Source organism: Flavobacterium inviolabile (genome assembly GCF_013389455.1).
GTDB lineage: Bacteria > Bacteroidota > Bacteroidia > Flavobacteriales > Flavobacteriaceae > Flavobacterium > Flavobacterium inviolabile.
Genome location: NZ_CP058278.1, coordinates 1,087,493 through 1,105,788, shown reverse-complemented (window position 1 = coordinate 1,105,788; position 18,296 = coordinate 1,087,493). Strand labels below are relative to the sequence as shown.

Below are 18,296 nucleotides of genomic sequence, written 5' to 3'. Positions count from 1 at the left end.
TTTACTTCCGATTCTAAATTTATCCGGCAAAGGTACAAAGTTTAAAGCATTAATGCGAATCAAAAACCATCTCACTCCAAACAGCTTTATTGCAGTATAAACAAAAAAAGCAGCCTTAAATACAGATATTTTATTTTTTTGTTAAAAATTAACTTGTTTTTATATAATTTTGTTAGAATAATACATAATTTTGCACCCTCAAAAAAACAAGTCATGGGATTCGATTGGAAAGAAATTTTTACGGTAGGAATGGTATTATTTGCGGTTATCGATATTTTCGGAAGCATTCCTATTATCGTAGATTTACGCAACAAGGTAGGACATATTCAGTCTGAAAAAGCGTCGATTGTTGCCGCGGTGATCATGATTTCCTTCCTGTTTGTAGGTGATGAAATCCTGAAATTAATCGGTATTGACGTGAATTCGTTTGCCGTAGCCGGTTCCTTTGTATTGTTCTTCCTGGCTTTGGAAATGATTCTTGGCATCACGTTATATAAAGACGATGCTCCCAATACGGCTTCCATTGTACCAATCGCATTTCCGCTGATTGCCGGTGCCGGAACCATGACCACTTTATTATCCCTTCGTTCGGAATACCAGACAATCAATATCATCTTTGGTATTGTAGCCAACATATTAATTGTGTACCTGGTCTTAAAGTCATCTGCCAAAATTGAAAAAACATTAGGCAAAAACGGATTGGGCGTGATCCGAAAGGTATTTGGAGTAGTGCTTTTAGCGATTGCTGTTAAATTATTTGCAGCTAATGTTAAAGGTCTCTTTATTTAAGCAGATTTTTATTAATTTCACCGCCATAATTTAACTACTCGTAGTTCTTTTTTTTAATTACAATGAAAATTTTCTCATACATACTAATTGCTGCTGCAATAGGGTTAATCATTTTTAATGTAACTCTTTTAGATTTTTCAAATCTTTTCGAAGGCAACAGTTTAGTGGCGCTAATAGGAATCGTAGCTTCTTTATGTGCTGTTTGTATTTTACTTATCTTTAAGATGTCGAAAGCCATCGAAGAAAAAACAAAAGGAAACTAGATTCATGTTTGATGTTTTAATTATTGGTGGCGGTGTAGCCGGGGTATCCTGTGCCCTGATTTTAGGCTCCGCACACAAGAAAAATTTCGTAGCCGATAAAAAGATCGGTATTATCACCCATCAAAAAGCGTCAGCATTACAAGATGCGCTTTTTAACAACGCCTATGGCATTCCTGCCGGAAAACCGGGCGCTGAGATCCTGACCGAAAGTACTAAACACCTGGCGATGACCTATCCGCATATCGAGCAGATTGCCGATGAAAAGGTTATTAGCGTAACCGGAAGTTATGGTAATTTTACGGTAACCACCAACAAAGCTTCTTATCAGTCAAAAATAATTGTAGTTGCCATTGGTGCTTCCAATCTGTTTAGCATTGAAGGTTTAACACAGTATATTGAACCGCATAGAAAGTCATTGGCAGAAAAGAACCGAATTCAATTAAAAAACAACGACCATCTTGTTGCCGAAGGCATTTATGCAGCCGGAACATTAGCCGGATGGAGAAGTCAGCTGGCTATTGCAGCCGGAAGCGGTGCAGCTGTTGCCACCGACATCCTGACCTTATGGAATGGCGGCATTGAAACCCATTCACACGACAGTATTCGAAAATAACACCAGCATATAAAAAAACAGGGAGACAATGTCTCCCTATTTTTTTGCACTTAAAACAGCCTTAATCATCGGGTCCTGTTTTAAGATGATCTGATAATATTTTTGTTCGTTAAAGAGCTGTCGCACAAACTCCGCTGCCAAATATTGTTTTACCACATCCTGGTGTTTTTCAAGATTAAAGATCAAACCGCTTTTGGAAAGGTGCTTTCTAAACCCGTTAAAGTAATAATCGGTATTCCTGATTTTCTCTTCAACCTGAACAGCGTTTAACTTTTCAAATTCTTTTCTGTTTTTATCGACTTCTTCAAAAACAAAATAGCTTACAATTCCGGATTGCATGATCATCGTTAAGGCTTCATCGCCGTGTTTTCCTTCCAGCGGAACAAAGATGTCCGGAATGATTCCGCCGCCGCCGTATACAATTTTGCCTTTTTTGGTTTTAAATTTCAGGCTGTCCGCCACTTTAATACTATCAAAGGCATACAGTTCACCGCTTTCAAAACGTTTTTCGAAATCACTGAAATAATCATCCGCTCCTTTATTATAAGGCTTCTGGATAGAACGTCCGGATGGCGTATAATAACGTGCCACCGTTAAGCGAACAGCAGAACCGTCACCCAAAGGCATTTCACGCTGCACCAATCCTTTACCAAAAGAACGTCTGCCTACAATTATCCCCCTGTCGTCATCCTGAATGGCTCCGGCTAAGATTTCACTTGCAGAAGCACTGTTTTCATCAATAAGCATGTATAATTTACCGTTTTCAAAAGCGCCTTTGGAAGTGGCATAGGTTACTTCTTCTGTTCCTTTACGGTTTTTGATCTTTACGATCTGCTCTTTATCTTTCAGAAACTCATCGGCTATTTCCACTGCTTTTTCCATATAACCGCCGCCGTTGTTGCGCACGTCAACGATCAGCTGCTGCACTCCGGCCGCTTTTAACTGCAGCAAACCTTTGTGAAATTCATCATAGGTGGTTTCGGCAAACCGGTTAATTTTAATATATCCCGTTTGATTGTCCAGCATTAACGCCACATCAACACTTTTAATAGGCACAACATCGCGGGTAACCTTTACTTTGAATTTTTTATTTTCACTTTTTCGGTAAATCGTCAGCTCCACATTAGAGCCCACTTCGCCTTTCAGCTTTGAAAAAAGGGTGTCGTTGGAAATTTTTCTTCCGAAAAGTTTGGTATTCCCGGCAAACAAAATCCGGTCGCCGGCTTTTATCCCGGCTCTTTCAGACGGTCCTCCCGCTATAGGTTTGATTACCGCTACCGAATCCTTATAGGTATAAAAGTTAACCCCGATACCTACAAAATCCCCTTTCATGCTTTGGGAAATGGCTTCAAATTCATTTTTTGCAATGTATACCGAATGCGGATCCAGTTTTTCAAGAATACCGTTAACCGTAATATCCACAATAGAATCGGTATTCACTTCATCGACATATTCATTATTAATAAAATCAAGCAGTTTGTTGAGCTTGTTTTTACTTGCATTGGATGAAAATGTAGCTGTGGGTGCCGAAAAATTCAGATAGCCGCCAATAAGTACCCCAACGGCTATGGCCGTAGCGATGATAACGGGCAAATATATTTTTTTGATTCTCATATTATTCCAAGTCTGTAATATGATCTACTTCTACGCCTGCCTTTCTCAGGAAATCCAATCCGGCATCATCTTTATAGCCTTCATAATAGACCACTCTTTTAATTCCCGCCTGGTGAATCAGCTTACTGCAGTCTTTACAGGGCGAAAGTGTTATATAAAGTGTCGCTCCTTCGCAGGACTGTGTAGAACTGGCTACTTTTAAAATAGCATTGGCTTCTGCATGCAGTACATACCATTTTGTCATCCCCTCATGGTCTTCACAACAGTTTTCAAATCCTGAAGGTGTCCCATTGTATCCATCGGAGATAATCATCCGGTCTTTGACAATTATTGCTCCAACCTGTTTTCTTTTACAATATGATAATTGTCCCCATTCTTTCGCAATACGCAAATAGGCTTTATCATATTTATTCCGCTTTTGTTCTTTCATTAATGATTGCTTTTAAGCCTTAGCTAAAACGCTATGGTTTCCCGTTTGCCCCGATGGCAATACATGCTTGTTACTGCAACAAGCTATCGCGAACAGCCGGCATTTTAGGCTTTACAAAAATACGCAAACGTTTCGCTACTGATACTGAAAAGATAAGCATTTTTTATTAGCGCTTCCAAATTTCGCTTTCGATAATCATCGGCAATACGACTCCAATAACAAAAGCAGACATTACCAGCGTCCAGTCGCGTTTTGAAAAACGGAAAAATGTCTGAATAATATACGATAAAATCAGCACAACCAGTACAACAATGATCTGTGCGCCTTCAATTCCCAAAGCAAATTCCAGCAACGGCAGCAGTTTGTCTGAAGCACCGCCCGGAAGCAGTGTTTTAAAGTAGTTGGAAAAACCCAAACCGTGTATGATTCCAAAAAACAGGGTTACAAAAGCAACAAAGCTCACACTTTCATTCTTACCCGATTTCCCGGCAGTAAACAAATGAAAAAGTGCCGTAACCAGTATGGTTATTGGTATTAAAAATTCGACCAGGCTGGCTTTTATATAAACAACGCCATACACCGAGAGCAATAACGAAAGGGTGTGTCCTAAGGTAAACAGGGTTACCAGAAGCAACACACGTTTCCAGTCTTTAAAAGCATAAGGAACAACAAGAGCAATAAGAAACAACACATGGTCATAAGCCCTGATATCCAGCACATGGCGCAGGCCGATATTAAAATATATCCAAAATTCCGACATAATTTTATTTTATTTAATTTGGGTTCTCAAACTTACAATTTATTTTGATATTTGATTTAACTGCTCAATAAAAGCTTCTCAATTGTTTTCAAACGATTGGAAATACAAGTATATTTGCATAACACCATTAATACCAAAAAATTATGTCATTTTCAGATTTATTCGATAGCGAATTTAAGAACAGAAATAAAGGTCATTTTTCTGCTATTGTAAGAGTTGCAATCGCCGACGGTGATTTAACCAATGAGGAAAGAGCCTTTTTAGACAAACTGGCTATCCAATTAGAAATTTCCAAGGAAGAATATGAAGAGATCCTGGAAAACCCTTCAAAGTACCCTATTAACCCTCCTTATTTATACACACAACGTTTGGAACGTTTGTATGATTTATCCCGTATGGTTTATGCAGACCATATTTTAGGTCCTAAACAAAAAGAAATTTTAATGCGTTTCACTCTGGCTTTGGGCTTTACACCCGGAAACGCTTCTTATATTGTAGACAAAGCCTTATCCCTTTTGGTTCTGAGTGTGGACCTGGATACTTTTGTATATGAAATGCAGAACATGAACAAATAAAAGATTCCGCTATAAAAACAAAAAGTCCTGATTGCTCAGGACTTTTTTTATGGTTACGACTGACTTGCTTTTGTCATAAATTCTTCTGCTTTTTCAACCATGTTACGGCTTCCGCAGAAAAAAGGAACCCGCTGGTGCAGTTCCGTCGGTTTTATTTCCAGTATTCGGTCAAATCCGTCGGATGCTTTTCCTCCTGCCTGTTCTGCAATAAAAGCCATCGGGTTGCATTCATACAGCAAACGTAATTTTCCGCTTGGCGCTTTGGAACTGGTCGGATAAATATATACTCCGCCTTTGATCATGTTTCTGTGGAAATCGGAAACCAGACTTCCGATATAACGGGACGTATACGGACGATCTCCTTCTTCCTGCTGACAGTATTTGATATAATCTTTTACACCTTGCGGGAAATGAATATAGTTCCCTTCGTTAATCGAGTAGATCTTACCATCCTGCGAATAACGCATGTTCGGATGCGAAAGATAAAACGTTCCGATAGCAGGATTCAGTGTAAATCCGTTTACGCCGTGACCGGTAGTATAGACCAGCATGGTCGATGTTCCGTAAATCACATATCCGGCAGCTACCTGATTGACACCCGGCTGTAAAAAATCTTCCAGCGTTACCGGTGTTCCCATTGGCGTTACTCTTCTGTATACCGAAAAAATGGTTCCTACCGAAACATTCACATCAATATTGGAAGAACCGTCCAACGGATCCATCAATACCACATATTTATTATTGTGGCTGGCGTCTTTTCCCTGAACCGTAATGAAATCATCATTTTCTTCCGAAGCAATTCCACAAACAATCTCCCTGTTGATCAAGGTCTGAATAAAAACCTCATTAGCATAAACATCCAGTTTTTGCTGATCTTCACCTTGTATATTCTGTTCGCCGGCTGCCCCTACTATATCAACCAGTCCGGCTTTGTTTACTTTGTGGCTAACCACTTTTGCTGCCAGACGTATGGAGTTGATAATACGAGATAATTCTCCCGATGAGTACTTGAATTCTTCTTGTTTTTCAATGATAAACTCACCTAGCGTTATATTGCGATCTTTCATTATTAAATAGGATTGTTGTTGTGTTTTCGAGTACAAATATCGCTATTTTTGTGCAATGCGAATAATTATTCTCGCAATAATAAAACTCAATAATTTTTCTAAAAAAATGACAATACGGGAAGGAAGAAAAGAAGATATGCCTGCTGTTCTTGATTTAATTCAGGAGTTAGCTACTTTTGAAAAAGAACCGGATGCTGTGGTAATAACGGCTGAGGATCTGGTTCGTGACGGATTTGGAGACCGTCCGCTGTTTAAAACTTTTATCGCAGAGGTGGATTCCGAAATTGTAGGCATGGCTTTGTATTACCACCGTTATTCGACCTGGAAAGGAAAAACGATCCATCTGGAAGACCTTATCGTAAAAGAAAAAATGCGCGGAACCGGACTGGGTCATGCCTTGTATTCCGAAATTATCAAACAGGGAAAGAAAGACAATGTCCGCCGTATCGAATGGGCAGTTCTGGACTGGAATCAGAATGCCATTGCTTTTTATGAAAAATCCGGGGCTAAAGTTTTAAAAGACTGGTATGTCGTTCAGATGAACGAAGCCGGAATTGCTGATTTTACAAATAATTTATAGCTTCCAGCAGTTATAAATCACAATATTTATATGTCTAATTAATAAACAATGAGAGTATTCAAATTTGGCGGTGCTTCTGTAAAAGATGCCGGTAGTATCAAAAACGTATATGACGTTTTGCAAAAAGTAGGTTTTGACGATGTTCTTTTAGTTGTTTCGGCAATGGGAAAGACCACAAACGCTTTAGAAGTGGTAATAAAGAACTATTTTGATAAGTCCCCGGAGCTGAAGGCTTCCATACAGGAAGTCAAGAAATACCACAATCAGATTTTACTGGATTTGTTTGAAGACGAACAACATGCCGTTTTTGCTGCGGTGAACAGGCATTTTTCCGATATGGAAAATTTCCTGAACATCAACAAATCCCCGAATTACAATTTTGTTTACGACCAGATTGTAAGCTATGGCGAGATCCTGTCGACAACCATATTGAGTTATTATTTTAATTATGCCGGACTGAAAAACGAATGGGTAGATGTCCGTAACCTGATTAAAACCGATACAACCTATCGCGATGCGATCGTAGACTGGGAACTGACCCAAAAAACCATTTCCAAAAACATCCGGAAAAAAGTACTGAACATTACCCAGGGCTTTTTAGGTTCGGATGAAAACAATTTCACAACAACTCTGGGACGTGAAGGTTCCGATTATTCGGCAGCAATTTTTGCATACTGCCTGAATGCGGAAAGCGTAACCATCTGGAAAGATGTACCGGGTGTTCTGAATGCCGATCCGCGTTATTTTGAAAATGCCGTTTTATTGAACCAGATCTCCTATCGTGAAGCGATTGAGCTGGCTTTCTACGGCGCTTCGGTAATTCACCCGAAAACATTACAGCCGCTACAACGCAAAGAGATTCCTTTGTATGTAAAATCGTTTGTCAATCCGTTGTTACCGGGAACGAGTGTTTCCAAAGGTGCCGACCTGGAACCACAGACGTCCTGCTTTATTGTCAAGAAAAACCAATTGCTGATTTCGCTTTCTTCAATAGATTTCTCTTTTATCATGGAAGAAAACATCAGCGAGATCTTCGGCCTGTTCCATCAGTATAAAATAAAGGTAAGCCTTATTCAAAACACAGCTATCAGTTTCTCGGTTTGTATTGAAGATAAATTCAATAACTTTAACGAGCTGAAAAACACTTTATCTAAAAAATTCAAAGTCACCTATAACGATAATGTTTCGTTATACACCATTCGTCATTTTACGGAAAAGGCGGTACAAATGGTCGAAAAAGACAAAGATGTACTGGTTAAGCAAATGAGCCGCGAGACCATGCAGATTATCACTAAAGAATAATCCAAAATATAAACCGTTAAAAGGAGTGCTTTCCTTTTAACGGTTCTTTTCCCTGTCCTACTTTGCGGCTTTTTTAAAATTTAAACGAAATTACACTACTTTTGGCATTTTGGAGTTATATCTTGTATGCTGAAAAACTGGATTTTAATTTTGTCTTTTTTATGTATTTCTGGGCTTTATGCCCAAGAAATAGAGACTCCCTATAAATCCAAAAAGATCACGGTTTCCAAAGACACCATTACCATTGACAAGGTCAGCATTAATAAGGAGTTTTTCAAGCTTCTGGACAAAGCCGGAAATGAAATTGACACGACTTATTATACCGTAAATTTCCAGAAAGGCACACTTGCTTTTAAAAACAATTTTCAGACAAGCGACACTTTAACGGTTCGCTATTTAAAATTCCCGGAATTCCTGACCCGAAAATATACGATTTACGACCCGTCCCGCGTGGTCAACAACGGAACCGGGCAAAAGCTATATACCATTACCCGGGAACCGGTAAACAATTTCAAACCTTTTGACGGTCTGAACACTTCCGGAAGTATTACCAGAGGTGTTACAATCGGGAACAACCAGAATACGGTTTTAAACTCCAATCTGGATTTGCAGATCACCGGTAAAATATCCGATAAGGTCAGTTTACGTGCGTCCATTCAGGACAGCAATATTCCTTTGCAGGAAGGCGGTTATTCCCAAAAGCTGGATGAATTTGACCAGATCTTTATCGAATTGTTTTCGGACAAATGGAACATCCGTGCCGGGGATTTATTCCTGGAAAACCGGCAATCCCGCTTTTTAAATTTCAATAAAAAAGTACAGGGACTTTCCACGCATTTCACTTTTGGCGATGCCGGTAACAAAACCGATGTTTTCGCTGCCGGGGCACTGGTTCGCGGACAATATACCCGAAGTACCTTTATCGGGCAGGAAGGTAATCAGGGACCTTATAAATTAAAAGGCCCAAACGGCGAATTGTATGTACTGGTCATTTCCGGCTCCGAACGGGTTTATGTAAACGGGATCTTATTGAAACGCGGGGAAAGCAACGATTATATAATTGATTATAATGCCGGGGAAATACGCTTTACCTCCCTTTTCCCGATTACTTCCGAAATGCGTATCAATATTGAATACCAATATACCGACCGGAATTATACGCGGTTTGTAACCTATGGCGGAGTAACCCATGAACGCGAAAAATGGAGTGTCGGCGGTTTTTTATATTCCGAAAGTGATGTAAAAAGCCAGCCGTTGCAGCAAAACCTGTCGCCTGAGCAGATTCAGATCCTAACCGATGCCGGCGACAATCCGGATCTGATGAATGCTCCTTCGGCTTATGTGGACAGTTATTCCGAAAATAAGATCCTCTATAAAAAAGTAGTGGTAAACGGCGTCACGACCTACCAGTATTCCAACAATCCGGAAGGTGAATTGTACAATGTCCGTTTTACTTTGGTGGGTAACAATCAGGGAAACTATATACTGGCCAACAATCAGGCAGTGGGGCGTATCTATGAATACATTGCACCGGAAAACGGCCTGCCAAGAGGAAATTACGAACCGATTATCCGTTTGGTTCCGCCTACGAAAATCCAGATTGCCACTTTTTTAGGAAAATACAATCCCAGTGAAAAAACACTGGTTGATTTTGAAATCGGGTTGAGCAATAATGACAAAAACCTGTTTTCTCCAATTGACAATGACGACAACCAGGGTTTAGCCGGAAGACTGAATATCAAACAACGTTTATGGTCAAAACGCTGGGAAGTAGATGCCCTGCTCAACTATCAGTTTGTACAGAAAGAGTTTAAAACCATTGAACGTCTTTTTACCATAGAATTTGACCGGGACTGGAATCTTACCAATCCGTTGGGCGATCAGACGCTTTTGGTTTCCGGACTGAATTTCAGATTGCCGCAAAAGGCCAATTCTGCCAACAGCGGTTTTGCCAAATACCAGCTGGAAAAGCTCGATTTTTCGGAAAGTTTTTCCGGAACCCGCCATGTCGTTGACGGTCAGTTCAGCTTAAAAAACTGGGCAATCCGCAATAACAGCAGTTTCCTGAACAGCGACAGTAATTACTCGACCTCAAAATTCATCCGAAGTCAGTCGCTGGTAAAATACCATATCGACAAAAACTGGGTGGGCGGCAGCTTCCGACTGGAAAACAACGAAGAAAAAATTAAGGAAAGCAATCAGTTTTCGGCTTTAAGCCAGCGCTTTAAAGAATTCGGCGCTTTTGTGGGACGTGGCGACAGTACCAAAGTTTTTATGGAAGTCGGCTATTTGCAACGCACCAACGACAGTTTGCAGCAAGGTCTTATTAAAAAGGTGAACACCTCTTATTCTTATTACCTGAAATCCCGGTTGATGCAAACCGAAAAAAGTGATCTATCCTTATTTGTCAATTACCGGTACCTGAAGTTTGAAGATCCGGCAAGAGCCAGCGAGCCTTCCTTAAACTCCCGTCTGCTCTACAACGATCGTTATTTTAACCAGCTTATCCAGGTTACTACTGCTTATGAAACCACTTCCGGTACAATTCCGCAGCAGGAATTCACCTATTTGCAGGTCGAACCGGGACAGGGAATTTATATGTGGAACGATTACAACGGCAATGGCATTCAGGAGCTGGAAGAATTTGAAATTGCCCAATTCCCCGATCAGGCAAAATATGTCCGCGTATTCCTGCCAAACCAGATTTTTATCAAAACCCATCAAAATAAGTTTTCCCAATCGGTAACCCTGAATGCCAATCAGTGGCAGAATGAAAAAGGTTTAAAAAAACTCTTATCTTATTTTTACAACCAGACGTCTTTTATCATGGACCGGAAGATCATACGCAAAAGCGGCAATTTCGATCTGAATCCGTTTTTTGGTAACGACGACGATTTATTAGGACTGAACTCCAGTTTCCGAAACAGTTTATTTTACAATCGCGGCAAGCAGGACCATTCCATTACCTATACTTTTTTAACGAACAGGGCTAAAAACCTGTTGTCGGTAGGTTCACAGGAAAACACCAGTTCTTCCCACCAGATCCAGTATGCGCATCTGATCCAGAAAAGCTGGCTTGTTGGCTTTAACGGAAAAACAATCCGCTCCAATACCTATTCTCAAAACTATGCCAGCCGTAATTTTGAGCTCTCAGGCTATCAACTGGCACCCAAAATCTCGTATTTGTTCTCCAAAAACGCAAGCTGGGATCTTTTTTATGAATACCAGCTGAAAGATAATAAGATTGCCGATTTTGAAAAGCTGAACCAGCAGCGTGTAGGAACTTCTTTTAGTTATGCTTCCGACAAGCGTTTTACGATTAACGGCGAGTTGTCCTACTATCAGAATAAATTCACCGGAAACGAATTATCGCCGGTTGCCTATCAAATGCTGGAAGGTTTACAAGCCGGTGAAAATTTAACGTGGCGCCTGCTTTTGCAAAAGAATCTGACACAATACCTGGATATTAACCTCAACTATCAGGGCCGAAAAAGCGAAACCAGTCAGACTATTCATACCGGAAACGTTCAGTTAAGAGCTTATTTCTAATCCTAATAACCGGCTATTCCCTACTGTTTCAGGCATTTTCAGGTTGCTGTTTATGGCAGCATAGAAAAAAATTATAGTTGTTTTGTTGCATGATTAAAATTTGTATTACTTTTGCTTAACACTGTTAAATGATTTAATAGATGGGTTATGGGAAGTAAAGACAGAATATTACGGCAAAAAGAAGAGACGCGAAATAACATCCTGGATGCAGCCTGCACTATTGTAAAAGAAGAGGGCTGGCAAGGACTTAGTTTGCGTAAAATTGCTGATGCCATTGAATATACTGCTCCCATTATCTATGAATATTTTGCGAATAAAGAGGCAATACTGCAGGAGCTGACCATAAAAGGTTATGTTGTTCTGAACAAAGATTTAATTGCTGCACGGGACAAGTTTGACAATCCTGCCGATCAACTGGAAGCCATGTGGCTGGCTTACTGGGAATTTGCATTTGCAAATAAGGAAATGTACCAGTTAATGTTTGGGGTGGAAATGACCACCTGCCAGATGAGTAAATATCCGGAAGTGGAAACACCTTTCAAACTTTTCACAGCTCCTATTAAAGAGCTGATGAAAGACAACAATCCGGGTGAAGATACTGTTTGTCAAAAATATTACACTTATTTCTCAGTAGTACACGGTTTAATCTCAATCAATATTGTCGGTAATGGGCTTCCACCAGATATCAACCAGCAAATATTAAAAGATGCCATTATTGGAATCACCCGTTCTATCCGCTAGCGCGGTTTTTTTTAAACACATTACTTAACACTGTTAAACAGTTTAATATAGTAAAACGCAAACAGTATGCAACGCACTGTTTTTTTTATTCAATTTCACTTAACACCATTAAATAATTTAATACCATTATGAGACTACTAATTCTAAGCTTAACTTCACTTTTAGTTTTTGCCTGTGGGAATAAAACTGAGAATACCGCCATGCCGGCACCGGAGTTACCTGTAATCAGCATTAATGCCAATAATGCTGTTACCTCATCGGAATATCCTGCTTCCATTCAGGGTACGACAAACGTGGAGATCCGTCCGCAGGTGGCCGGAAACCTGGAAAAGGTGTTTGTAGATGAAGGCGCTTTTGTTTCCAAAGGACAATTGCTTTTTAAAATTAACGAACAGCCTTTCCGGGAGCAGCTAAACAATGCCCTTGCAAGCCTGCATGCAGCAGAAGCAGCGGTAATTAACGCACAACTGGAAGTAGACAAACTAACGCCGCTGGTTCAGAACAAAGTGGTTTCCGACTATCAGCTGAAAGCCGCTAAGGCCGGTTATAAAATTGCCGTAGCCAATGTGAACCAGGCCAAAGCGATGGTAGGAAGTGCCGAGATTAATCTGGGCTATACTTCCATCAAAGCTCCGGTGAGCGGATATCTGGGAAGGTTACCTAAAAAACAAGGAAGCCTGGTTGGCCCTGCCGATGTGGAAGCACTGACACAATTGTCTGATGTACACGAAGTACACGTATATTTCTCGTTGGGAGAAAGTGATTTTATTGCTTTCAAATCGCAGCATGCCGGAAATTCCATCAATGAGAAAATCAACAATCTTCCTCCGGTTACACTGGTACTGGCAGACAATTCCGATTATTCCGAAAAAGGACGTATTGATATGGTTGACGGGCAGTTTGACAAAAACACCGGTGCGATTACCCTTCGTGCTTCGTTCCCTAATGCCAAAGGTTTGCTTCGCTCCGGAAATACCGGAAAAATCAAACTGGATATGAAACACAGCGATGCACTGCTGATTCCACAGGAAGCGACTATGGAAGTTCAGGATAAAATCTATGTTTTCACAGTGGACAAAACCAATAAAGTAAGCAAACAGCCTATTGTTGTTGCCGGAAAAAGCGGTACCGACTACCTGGTTACCAACGGGATAAAATCGGGCGACAGAATTGTCTTCAAAGGATTTGAGAATTTACAGGAAGGCACTGTGATCAACCCTGAAAAGGCTAAAAAAGCAATTGCTCAGAAATAATTAAAAACTAACCAACAACATTTATGTTTAAAAAATTCATTGACAAACCTGTACTGGCCACTGTCATCTCCATACTATTGGTAATGGTGGGTATTTTGGGCTTAACAAAATTACCGCTCCAACAATTTCCGGATATTGCCCCGCCGGCGGTTCAGGTAACCGCCTTATATCCGGGAGCGAATGCCGAAACCGTATTGCGTTCGGTGGCTCCTTCGCTGGAAGAATCCATCAACGGAGTGGAAAACATGAGTTATATGAGTTCCACCGCCAGTAATGACGGTTCTCTCGTGATTACCGTATTTTTCAAACTGGGAACCAATCCCGATCAGGCAGCTGTAAACGTTCAGAATCGTGTAGCCCAGGCTACAAGTCAGCTTCCGGCCGAAGTGGTTCAGGCGGGTATTACTACAGCCAAACAACAAAACAGCCTTTTAATGGTTGTGGACCTGTATTCGGATGATGAAAAAACATACGACCAGACGTTCCTGGCAAATTATGCCCAGATCAATATTATTCCGGAGATCAAACGTATTCCGGGTGTAGGACAATCCATTATTTTTGGTGGTAATAAAGATTATTCCATGCGTGTCTGGCTGAATCCGACACAAATGGCTGCCTATAATCTGACACCAAAAGAGGTAATGGCAGCAATCCAGGATAAAAACCTGGAAGCAGCTCCGGGGAAATTCGGGGAAAGCAGCGCCGAATCTTTTGAATATGTAATCAAATACAAAGGAAAATTAAACAAGCCAACGGAATATGAAAACATCATTATCCGTTCCAATGCCGACGGTTCGGTATTGCGATTAAAAGATGTGGCTAAAATAGAATTCGGGGCTTACACTTACGGAAACTTTACCCGCGTGAATGGTAAACCGGGTGTTAATATTGCTTCGATGCAGTTAGCCGGTTCGAATGCCAATGAAATCCAGATCGCTATTGACAAGTTAATGCAAAAGGTTTCCAAAGATTTCCCGAAAGGCGTAAAATACCTGATTCTTTACAATACCAAAGATTCCCTGGATCAATCCATAAACCAGGTAATTTCTACTTTGATTGAAGCTTTTATACTGGTATTTATCGTGGTTTTCCTTTTCTTACAGGATTTCCGCTCTACTTTAATTCCGGCCATTGCGGTTCCGGTAGCGATCCTGGGTACATTCTTTTTTATGTCCCTGTTCGGATTCTCGATCAACCTGTTAACGTTGTTTGCATTAGTACTGGCTATCGGTATTGTGGTGGATGATGCGATCGTTGTGGTCGAGGCGGTGCATTCCAAAATGGAGCACAAACACCTTCCGCCCAAAGCGGCTACGACTTCTGCCATGAGCGAAATTACCGGAGCGATCATTTCGATTACGCTGGTAATGTCGGCAGTATTCTTACCGGTAGGTTTTATGGAAGGTTCAACCGGTGTATTCTACCGTCAGTTTGCCTTTACGTTAGCCATTGCCATCATTATTTCGGCTATTAATGCTTTGACCCTAAGTCCGGCTTTAGCAGCTTTATTCTTAAAAGAGAATCATTCCCACGGAAATGCCACGGAAGAGAAGAAAACCTTTAAAGAGAAATTCTTTATCGGCTTCAACCAGGGTTTTGACAAATTAACCAACAAATACCTGGGCAGTATCCGTTTTCTGATCCGCCACAGATGGTTAAGCCTTGGTGGTCTTGCCGTTGTGATTGCTGCCACTGTTTTTATGGTACAGCGAACGCCGACCGGATTTATTCCTTCGGAAGATCAGGGCTTTATTGCCATTTCCTTATCCATGCCGGCAGGAGCTTCCTTAGAAAGAACAACCAAAGTGATTCATGAGGCAGAAGGTTTGCTTCAAAATATGGAGTCTAAAAAGACGTTAATGGGACTGTCCGGATTTAACATCCTTACTCAGTCTTCCAGTCCGTCATCGGGTGTTGCTTTCGTTTTATTGAAACCGGCTAAAGAGCGTGGTGCCGTAAAAGATATCAATGCGATCATGGATGAGGTACGTCAGAAATTATCAACCATAAAAGGGGCTAATTTCTTTGTCTTTACCTTCCCTACCGTACCGGGATTCAGTAATGTTGACGGTTTGGACCTGGTATTACAGGATAAAACCGGCGGCAGTCTGACCAAATTCAGCGAAGTCGGCAACAAATTCCTTGGGGAATTGATGAAGCGTAAGGAAATTGCTTTTGCCTTTACTTCGTTTAAAGCCGATTATCCGCAATATGACATGGAGGTTGACGATGTCAAAGCGGAACAACTGAGCGTGAATACGAAAGATATCCTACAGACCATGCAGGCTTATTTTGGTAGTGCCCAGGCATCCGACTTTAACCGTTTCGGAAAATATTACCGGGTAATGGTTCAGGCTGACAAGTCGGCCCGTACGGAAGCGTCTTCCATGAATGGTATTTATGTAAAAAACAGAATGGGCAATATGGTTCCGATCAATACGCTTGTAAAGCTAAAACGTGTTTACGGACCGGAAACAGCATCCCGTTACAATCTCTTTAATTCGATTGGTGTGAATGCGATTGCCAAACCGGGCTTCAGTTCCGGAGATGCCATTAGAGCGGTAGAAGAAGTTGCTGCACAGCATCTGCCATCGGGATATGCTTTTGAGTTTTCGGGCATGACGAAGGAAGAGCTTTCTTCCGGAGGACAGTCGACCGTGATCTTTGTACTATCCTTATTGTTTATCTATTTCCTGCTATCGGCACAATATGAAAGTTACATTCTTCCGCTGGCGGTAATCTTATCGATCCCGACAGGAGTGTTTGGTGTATTTGCGGCTATCGGAATAGCCGGTATTGAAAACAATATTTATGTACAGGTTGCCCTGGTAATGCTTATTGGTCTATTAGCCAAAAATGCCATCCTTATTGTGGAGTTTGCCTCACAACGCCGGAAAGCCGGTAAGTCGCTGCTCGCTTCTTCCATTGAAGCTGCGAAGCTCCGTTTGCGTCCGATTATCATGACGTCCCTGGCTTTTGTGGTTGGCATTATCCCGATGATGAGTGCCAAAGGACCATCGGCTATGGGTAATCACTCTATCAGTATTGGTGCTGCGGGCGGTATGGTTACCGGAGTTGTATTAGGGTTGTTTATCATTCCTGTGCTGTTTGTGGTTTTCCAGTATTTACACGAGAAAGTTTCCACCAAGAAAACAGAAACGGTACCACACGAAGAAGCGGTAACGGTTTAATCAAATGAAAAAATACATGAAAAAATATATCACCTTATCTTTATTTATTGCAACGTTAAGTTCCTGTCAGGTCTCCCGGAATGTGGAGACTCCAAAAGATGCAATTCCCTCTGAATACAGAGGGGTTGCTTCTACCGACAGTACCACCGCAGGTGATCTGGAATGGAAATCTTTTTTCACCGAAAAAACATTGCAAGGCCTGATTGACAATGCGATTGCCAAAAACAATGAGCTGCAACTGGCACAAAAGAATATCGAAATTGCCCAGCTACAGTTCAGGCAATCGAAATGGAATACTATTCCTTCCCTGAATCTTCAGGTAACCGGCAATTCCACCAATCCGTCTGAGAACAGTTTGAACGGGGTGAGTTTAAGTCAGTTTTTAGGTAAAAATCATATTGAAGATTTTACTGCTGCCGCCAATTTATCCTGGGAAGCAGACATCTGGAGTAAACTCCGCAATCAGAAAAAAAGTGCCCTGGCACAGTATTTACAATCGGAAGAGGTAAAAAAAGCATTGCAAACCACTATCGTAGCAACGGTATCCAAAGGTTTTTATAACCTGCTGATGCTGGATGCCCAGCTGGAAATCGCCAAACAGAACCTGGCACTGAATGACAGTACGCTGTTTATCATCAACCTGCAATATGAAGCGGGACAGGTTACTTCGCTAGCGAAACAACAGGCTGCATCGCAACGTTTGGTTGCCGCTCAGTTAATTCCGTTACTGGAACAGAATATTGTTATCCAGGAGAATGCGTTGAGTGTGCTAACCGGAAGTTTTCCAAAAGCGATAGACCGCAAAGCAACGCTACAGGCTATTGCTGCCCATGAAGATCTGAAAGCCGGAATTCCATCGACTTTGGTGAACAAACGTCCGGATGTGAAAAGTGCGGAACTGGCTTTACAAAGTGCCAATGCTAAAGTGGGTCTTTCAAAAGCAGCTTTATATCCGTCCCTGTCCATCACGGCAACCGGCGGTTTAAATTCTTTTGAGTCCAGCAACTGGTTTACCATGCCGGCTTCTTTATTTGGCGTTGTTGCCGGAAGTATTGCACAGCCTTTGCTGAACAATAAAAAACTGCGTACGCAATATGAAATTTCCAAAAAGGAGCGTGAAAAAACGGTTATCAGTTTCCGCCAGTCGGTACTGACTGCTGTTGCAGAAGTTTCGGATGCCATGGTAAAAATAGACAAACTGGATGCACAAAATAAGATAGCTGCTTCCCGTGTGGAAACGCTGCAGGAAGCAATCCGCAATGCGACTATGCTATTTAAAAACGGTATGGCCAATTATTTAGAGGTCATCACGGCGCAAAGTAATTTATTACAGAGTGAGCTGGAACTGGCTGCTCTTAAAAAATCAAGGCTGGAAGCCGATATCGAATTGTACCGCGCTTTGGGCGGCGGATGGCGATAACATTATCTTGCAATTATTATATTCATTAAACCCTTTTGGACGTTTTTCAAAAGGGTTTTCCTTTTTTTAAGAATTTTGTTATTATTAATCTATAAACAAACATCTGCTATAATATAGAAACGTTCTTTATAAAAAAAATTATATTTTTG

The 18,296-nt window shown here is 41.1% G+C and carries 15 protein-coding genes; 11 read left to right on the top strand and 4 right to left on the bottom strand.

All coding sequences use genetic code 11. From position 1 onward, the window contains the following. Positions 1 to 213 precede the first annotated feature (213 nt). The 3 genes from HW120_RS04890 (at position 214) to HW120_RS04885 (ending at position 1,665) form a co-directional block, all read left to right on the top strand. Positions 214 to 789, top strand: a complete 576-nt coding sequence (locus HW120_RS04890) for a MarC family protein (RefSeq protein ID WP_177731398.1) — start codon at positions 214 to 216, stop codon at positions 787 to 789. A 62-nt stretch (positions 790 to 851) separates the two neighbouring features. Beyond that, positions 852 to 1,052 carry a hypothetical protein gene (locus HW120_RS17720; protein ID WP_246297037.1) on the top strand — a complete coding sequence of 67 codons (201 nt, stop codon included), beginning with the start codon at positions 852 to 854 and terminating at the stop codon, positions 1,050 to 1,052. A 4-nt stretch (positions 1,053 to 1,056) separates the two neighbouring features. Next, a complete protein-coding gene (locus HW120_RS04885) occupies positions 1,057 to 1,665 on the top strand; it encodes an FAD-dependent oxidoreductase (protein ID WP_177731396.1) in 609 nt (202 codons plus the stop codon). A 36-nt stretch (positions 1,666 to 1,701) separates the two neighbouring features. Here the strand turns inward: HW120_RS04885 and HW120_RS04880 are convergent, their stop codons facing one another. From HW120_RS04880 to HW120_RS04870, 3 genes are all read right to left on the bottom strand, one after another. Then, positions 1,702 to 3,279, bottom strand: a complete 1,578-nt coding sequence (locus tag HW120_RS04880) for a S41 family peptidase (RefSeq protein WP_177731394.1) — start codon at positions 3,277 to 3,279, stop codon at positions 1,702 to 1,704. A 1-nt stretch (position 3,280) separates the two neighbouring features. Then, positions 3,281 to 3,709: a deoxycytidylate deaminase gene (locus HW120_RS04875; RefSeq protein WP_177731392.1), complete on the bottom strand. Its 429-nt coding sequence runs from the start codon at positions 3,707 to 3,709 to the stop codon at positions 3,281 to 3,283. Positions 3,710 to 3,875: 166 nt separating this feature from the next. Further along, complete coding sequence (locus tag HW120_RS04870; protein ID WP_177731390.1) at positions 3,876 to 4,469, bottom strand: HupE/UreJ family protein; 594 nt, start codon at positions 4,467 to 4,469, stop codon at positions 3,876 to 3,878. Between the two features lie 143 nt (positions 4,470 to 4,612). On the opposite strand from HW120_RS04870, the gene HW120_RS04865 reads away from it, so the two are divergent. Next, entirely contained in the window at positions 4,613 to 5,044 is a 432-nt protein-coding gene (locus HW120_RS04865; RefSeq protein ID WP_177731389.1) for a tellurite resistance TerB family protein, read from the top strand. A 53-nt stretch (positions 5,045 to 5,097) separates the two neighbouring features. On the opposite strand, the gene fbp is transcribed toward HW120_RS04865, so the two are convergent. Continuing rightward, complete coding sequence (gene fbp / locus HW120_RS04860) at positions 5,098 to 6,111, bottom strand: class 1 fructose-bisphosphatase (RefSeq protein WP_177731387.1); 1,014 nt, start codon at positions 6,109 to 6,111, stop codon at positions 5,098 to 5,100. A 106-nt stretch (positions 6,112 to 6,217) separates the two neighbouring features. Between fbp and HW120_RS04855 the strand changes: the two genes are divergently transcribed. The 7 genes from HW120_RS04855 (at position 6,218) to HW120_RS04825 (ending at position 18,147) form a co-directional block, all read left to right on the top strand. Next, positions 6,218 to 6,691, top strand: a complete 474-nt coding sequence (locus HW120_RS04855; RefSeq protein ID WP_177731385.1) for a GNAT family N-acetyltransferase — start codon at positions 6,218 to 6,220, stop codon at positions 6,689 to 6,691. Between the two features lie 48 nt (positions 6,692 to 6,739). After that, complete coding sequence (locus HW120_RS04850) at positions 6,740 to 7,993, top strand: aspartate kinase (protein ID WP_177731383.1); 1,254 nt, start codon at positions 6,740 to 6,742, stop codon at positions 7,991 to 7,993. Between the two features lie 126 nt (positions 7,994 to 8,119). Next, positions 8,120 to 11,542 (top strand): hypothetical protein, encoded by a 3,423-nt coding sequence (locus HW120_RS04845; RefSeq protein WP_177731382.1) that lies wholly within the window; start codon positions 8,120 to 8,122, stop codon positions 11,540 to 11,542. A 147-nt stretch (positions 11,543 to 11,689) separates the two neighbouring features. Next, positions 11,690 to 12,283, top strand: coding sequence for a TetR/AcrR family transcriptional regulator (locus HW120_RS04840; protein ID WP_177731380.1), 594 nt, complete (start codon positions 11,690 to 11,692; stop codon positions 12,281 to 12,283). A gap of 128 nt (positions 12,284 to 12,411) precedes the next feature. Further along, complete coding sequence (locus HW120_RS04835) at positions 12,412 to 13,536, top strand: efflux RND transporter periplasmic adaptor subunit (RefSeq protein ID WP_177731378.1); 1,125 nt, start codon at positions 12,412 to 12,414, stop codon at positions 13,534 to 13,536. Positions 13,537 to 13,559: 23 nt separating this feature from the next. Beyond that, the gene (locus HW120_RS04830; RefSeq protein WP_177731376.1) at positions 13,560 to 16,727 is read left to right on the top strand and encodes an efflux RND transporter permease subunit; all 3,168 of its coding nucleotides are present in this window, start codon (positions 13,560 to 13,562) and stop codon (positions 16,725 to 16,727) included. 16 nt (positions 16,728 to 16,743) lie between these two features. Beyond that, positions 16,744 to 18,147: an efflux transporter outer membrane subunit gene (locus tag HW120_RS04825; RefSeq protein ID WP_246297036.1), complete on the top strand. Its 1,404-nt coding sequence runs from the start codon at positions 16,744 to 16,746 to the stop codon at positions 18,145 to 18,147. Positions 18,148 to 18,296: the final 149 nt, after the last annotated feature.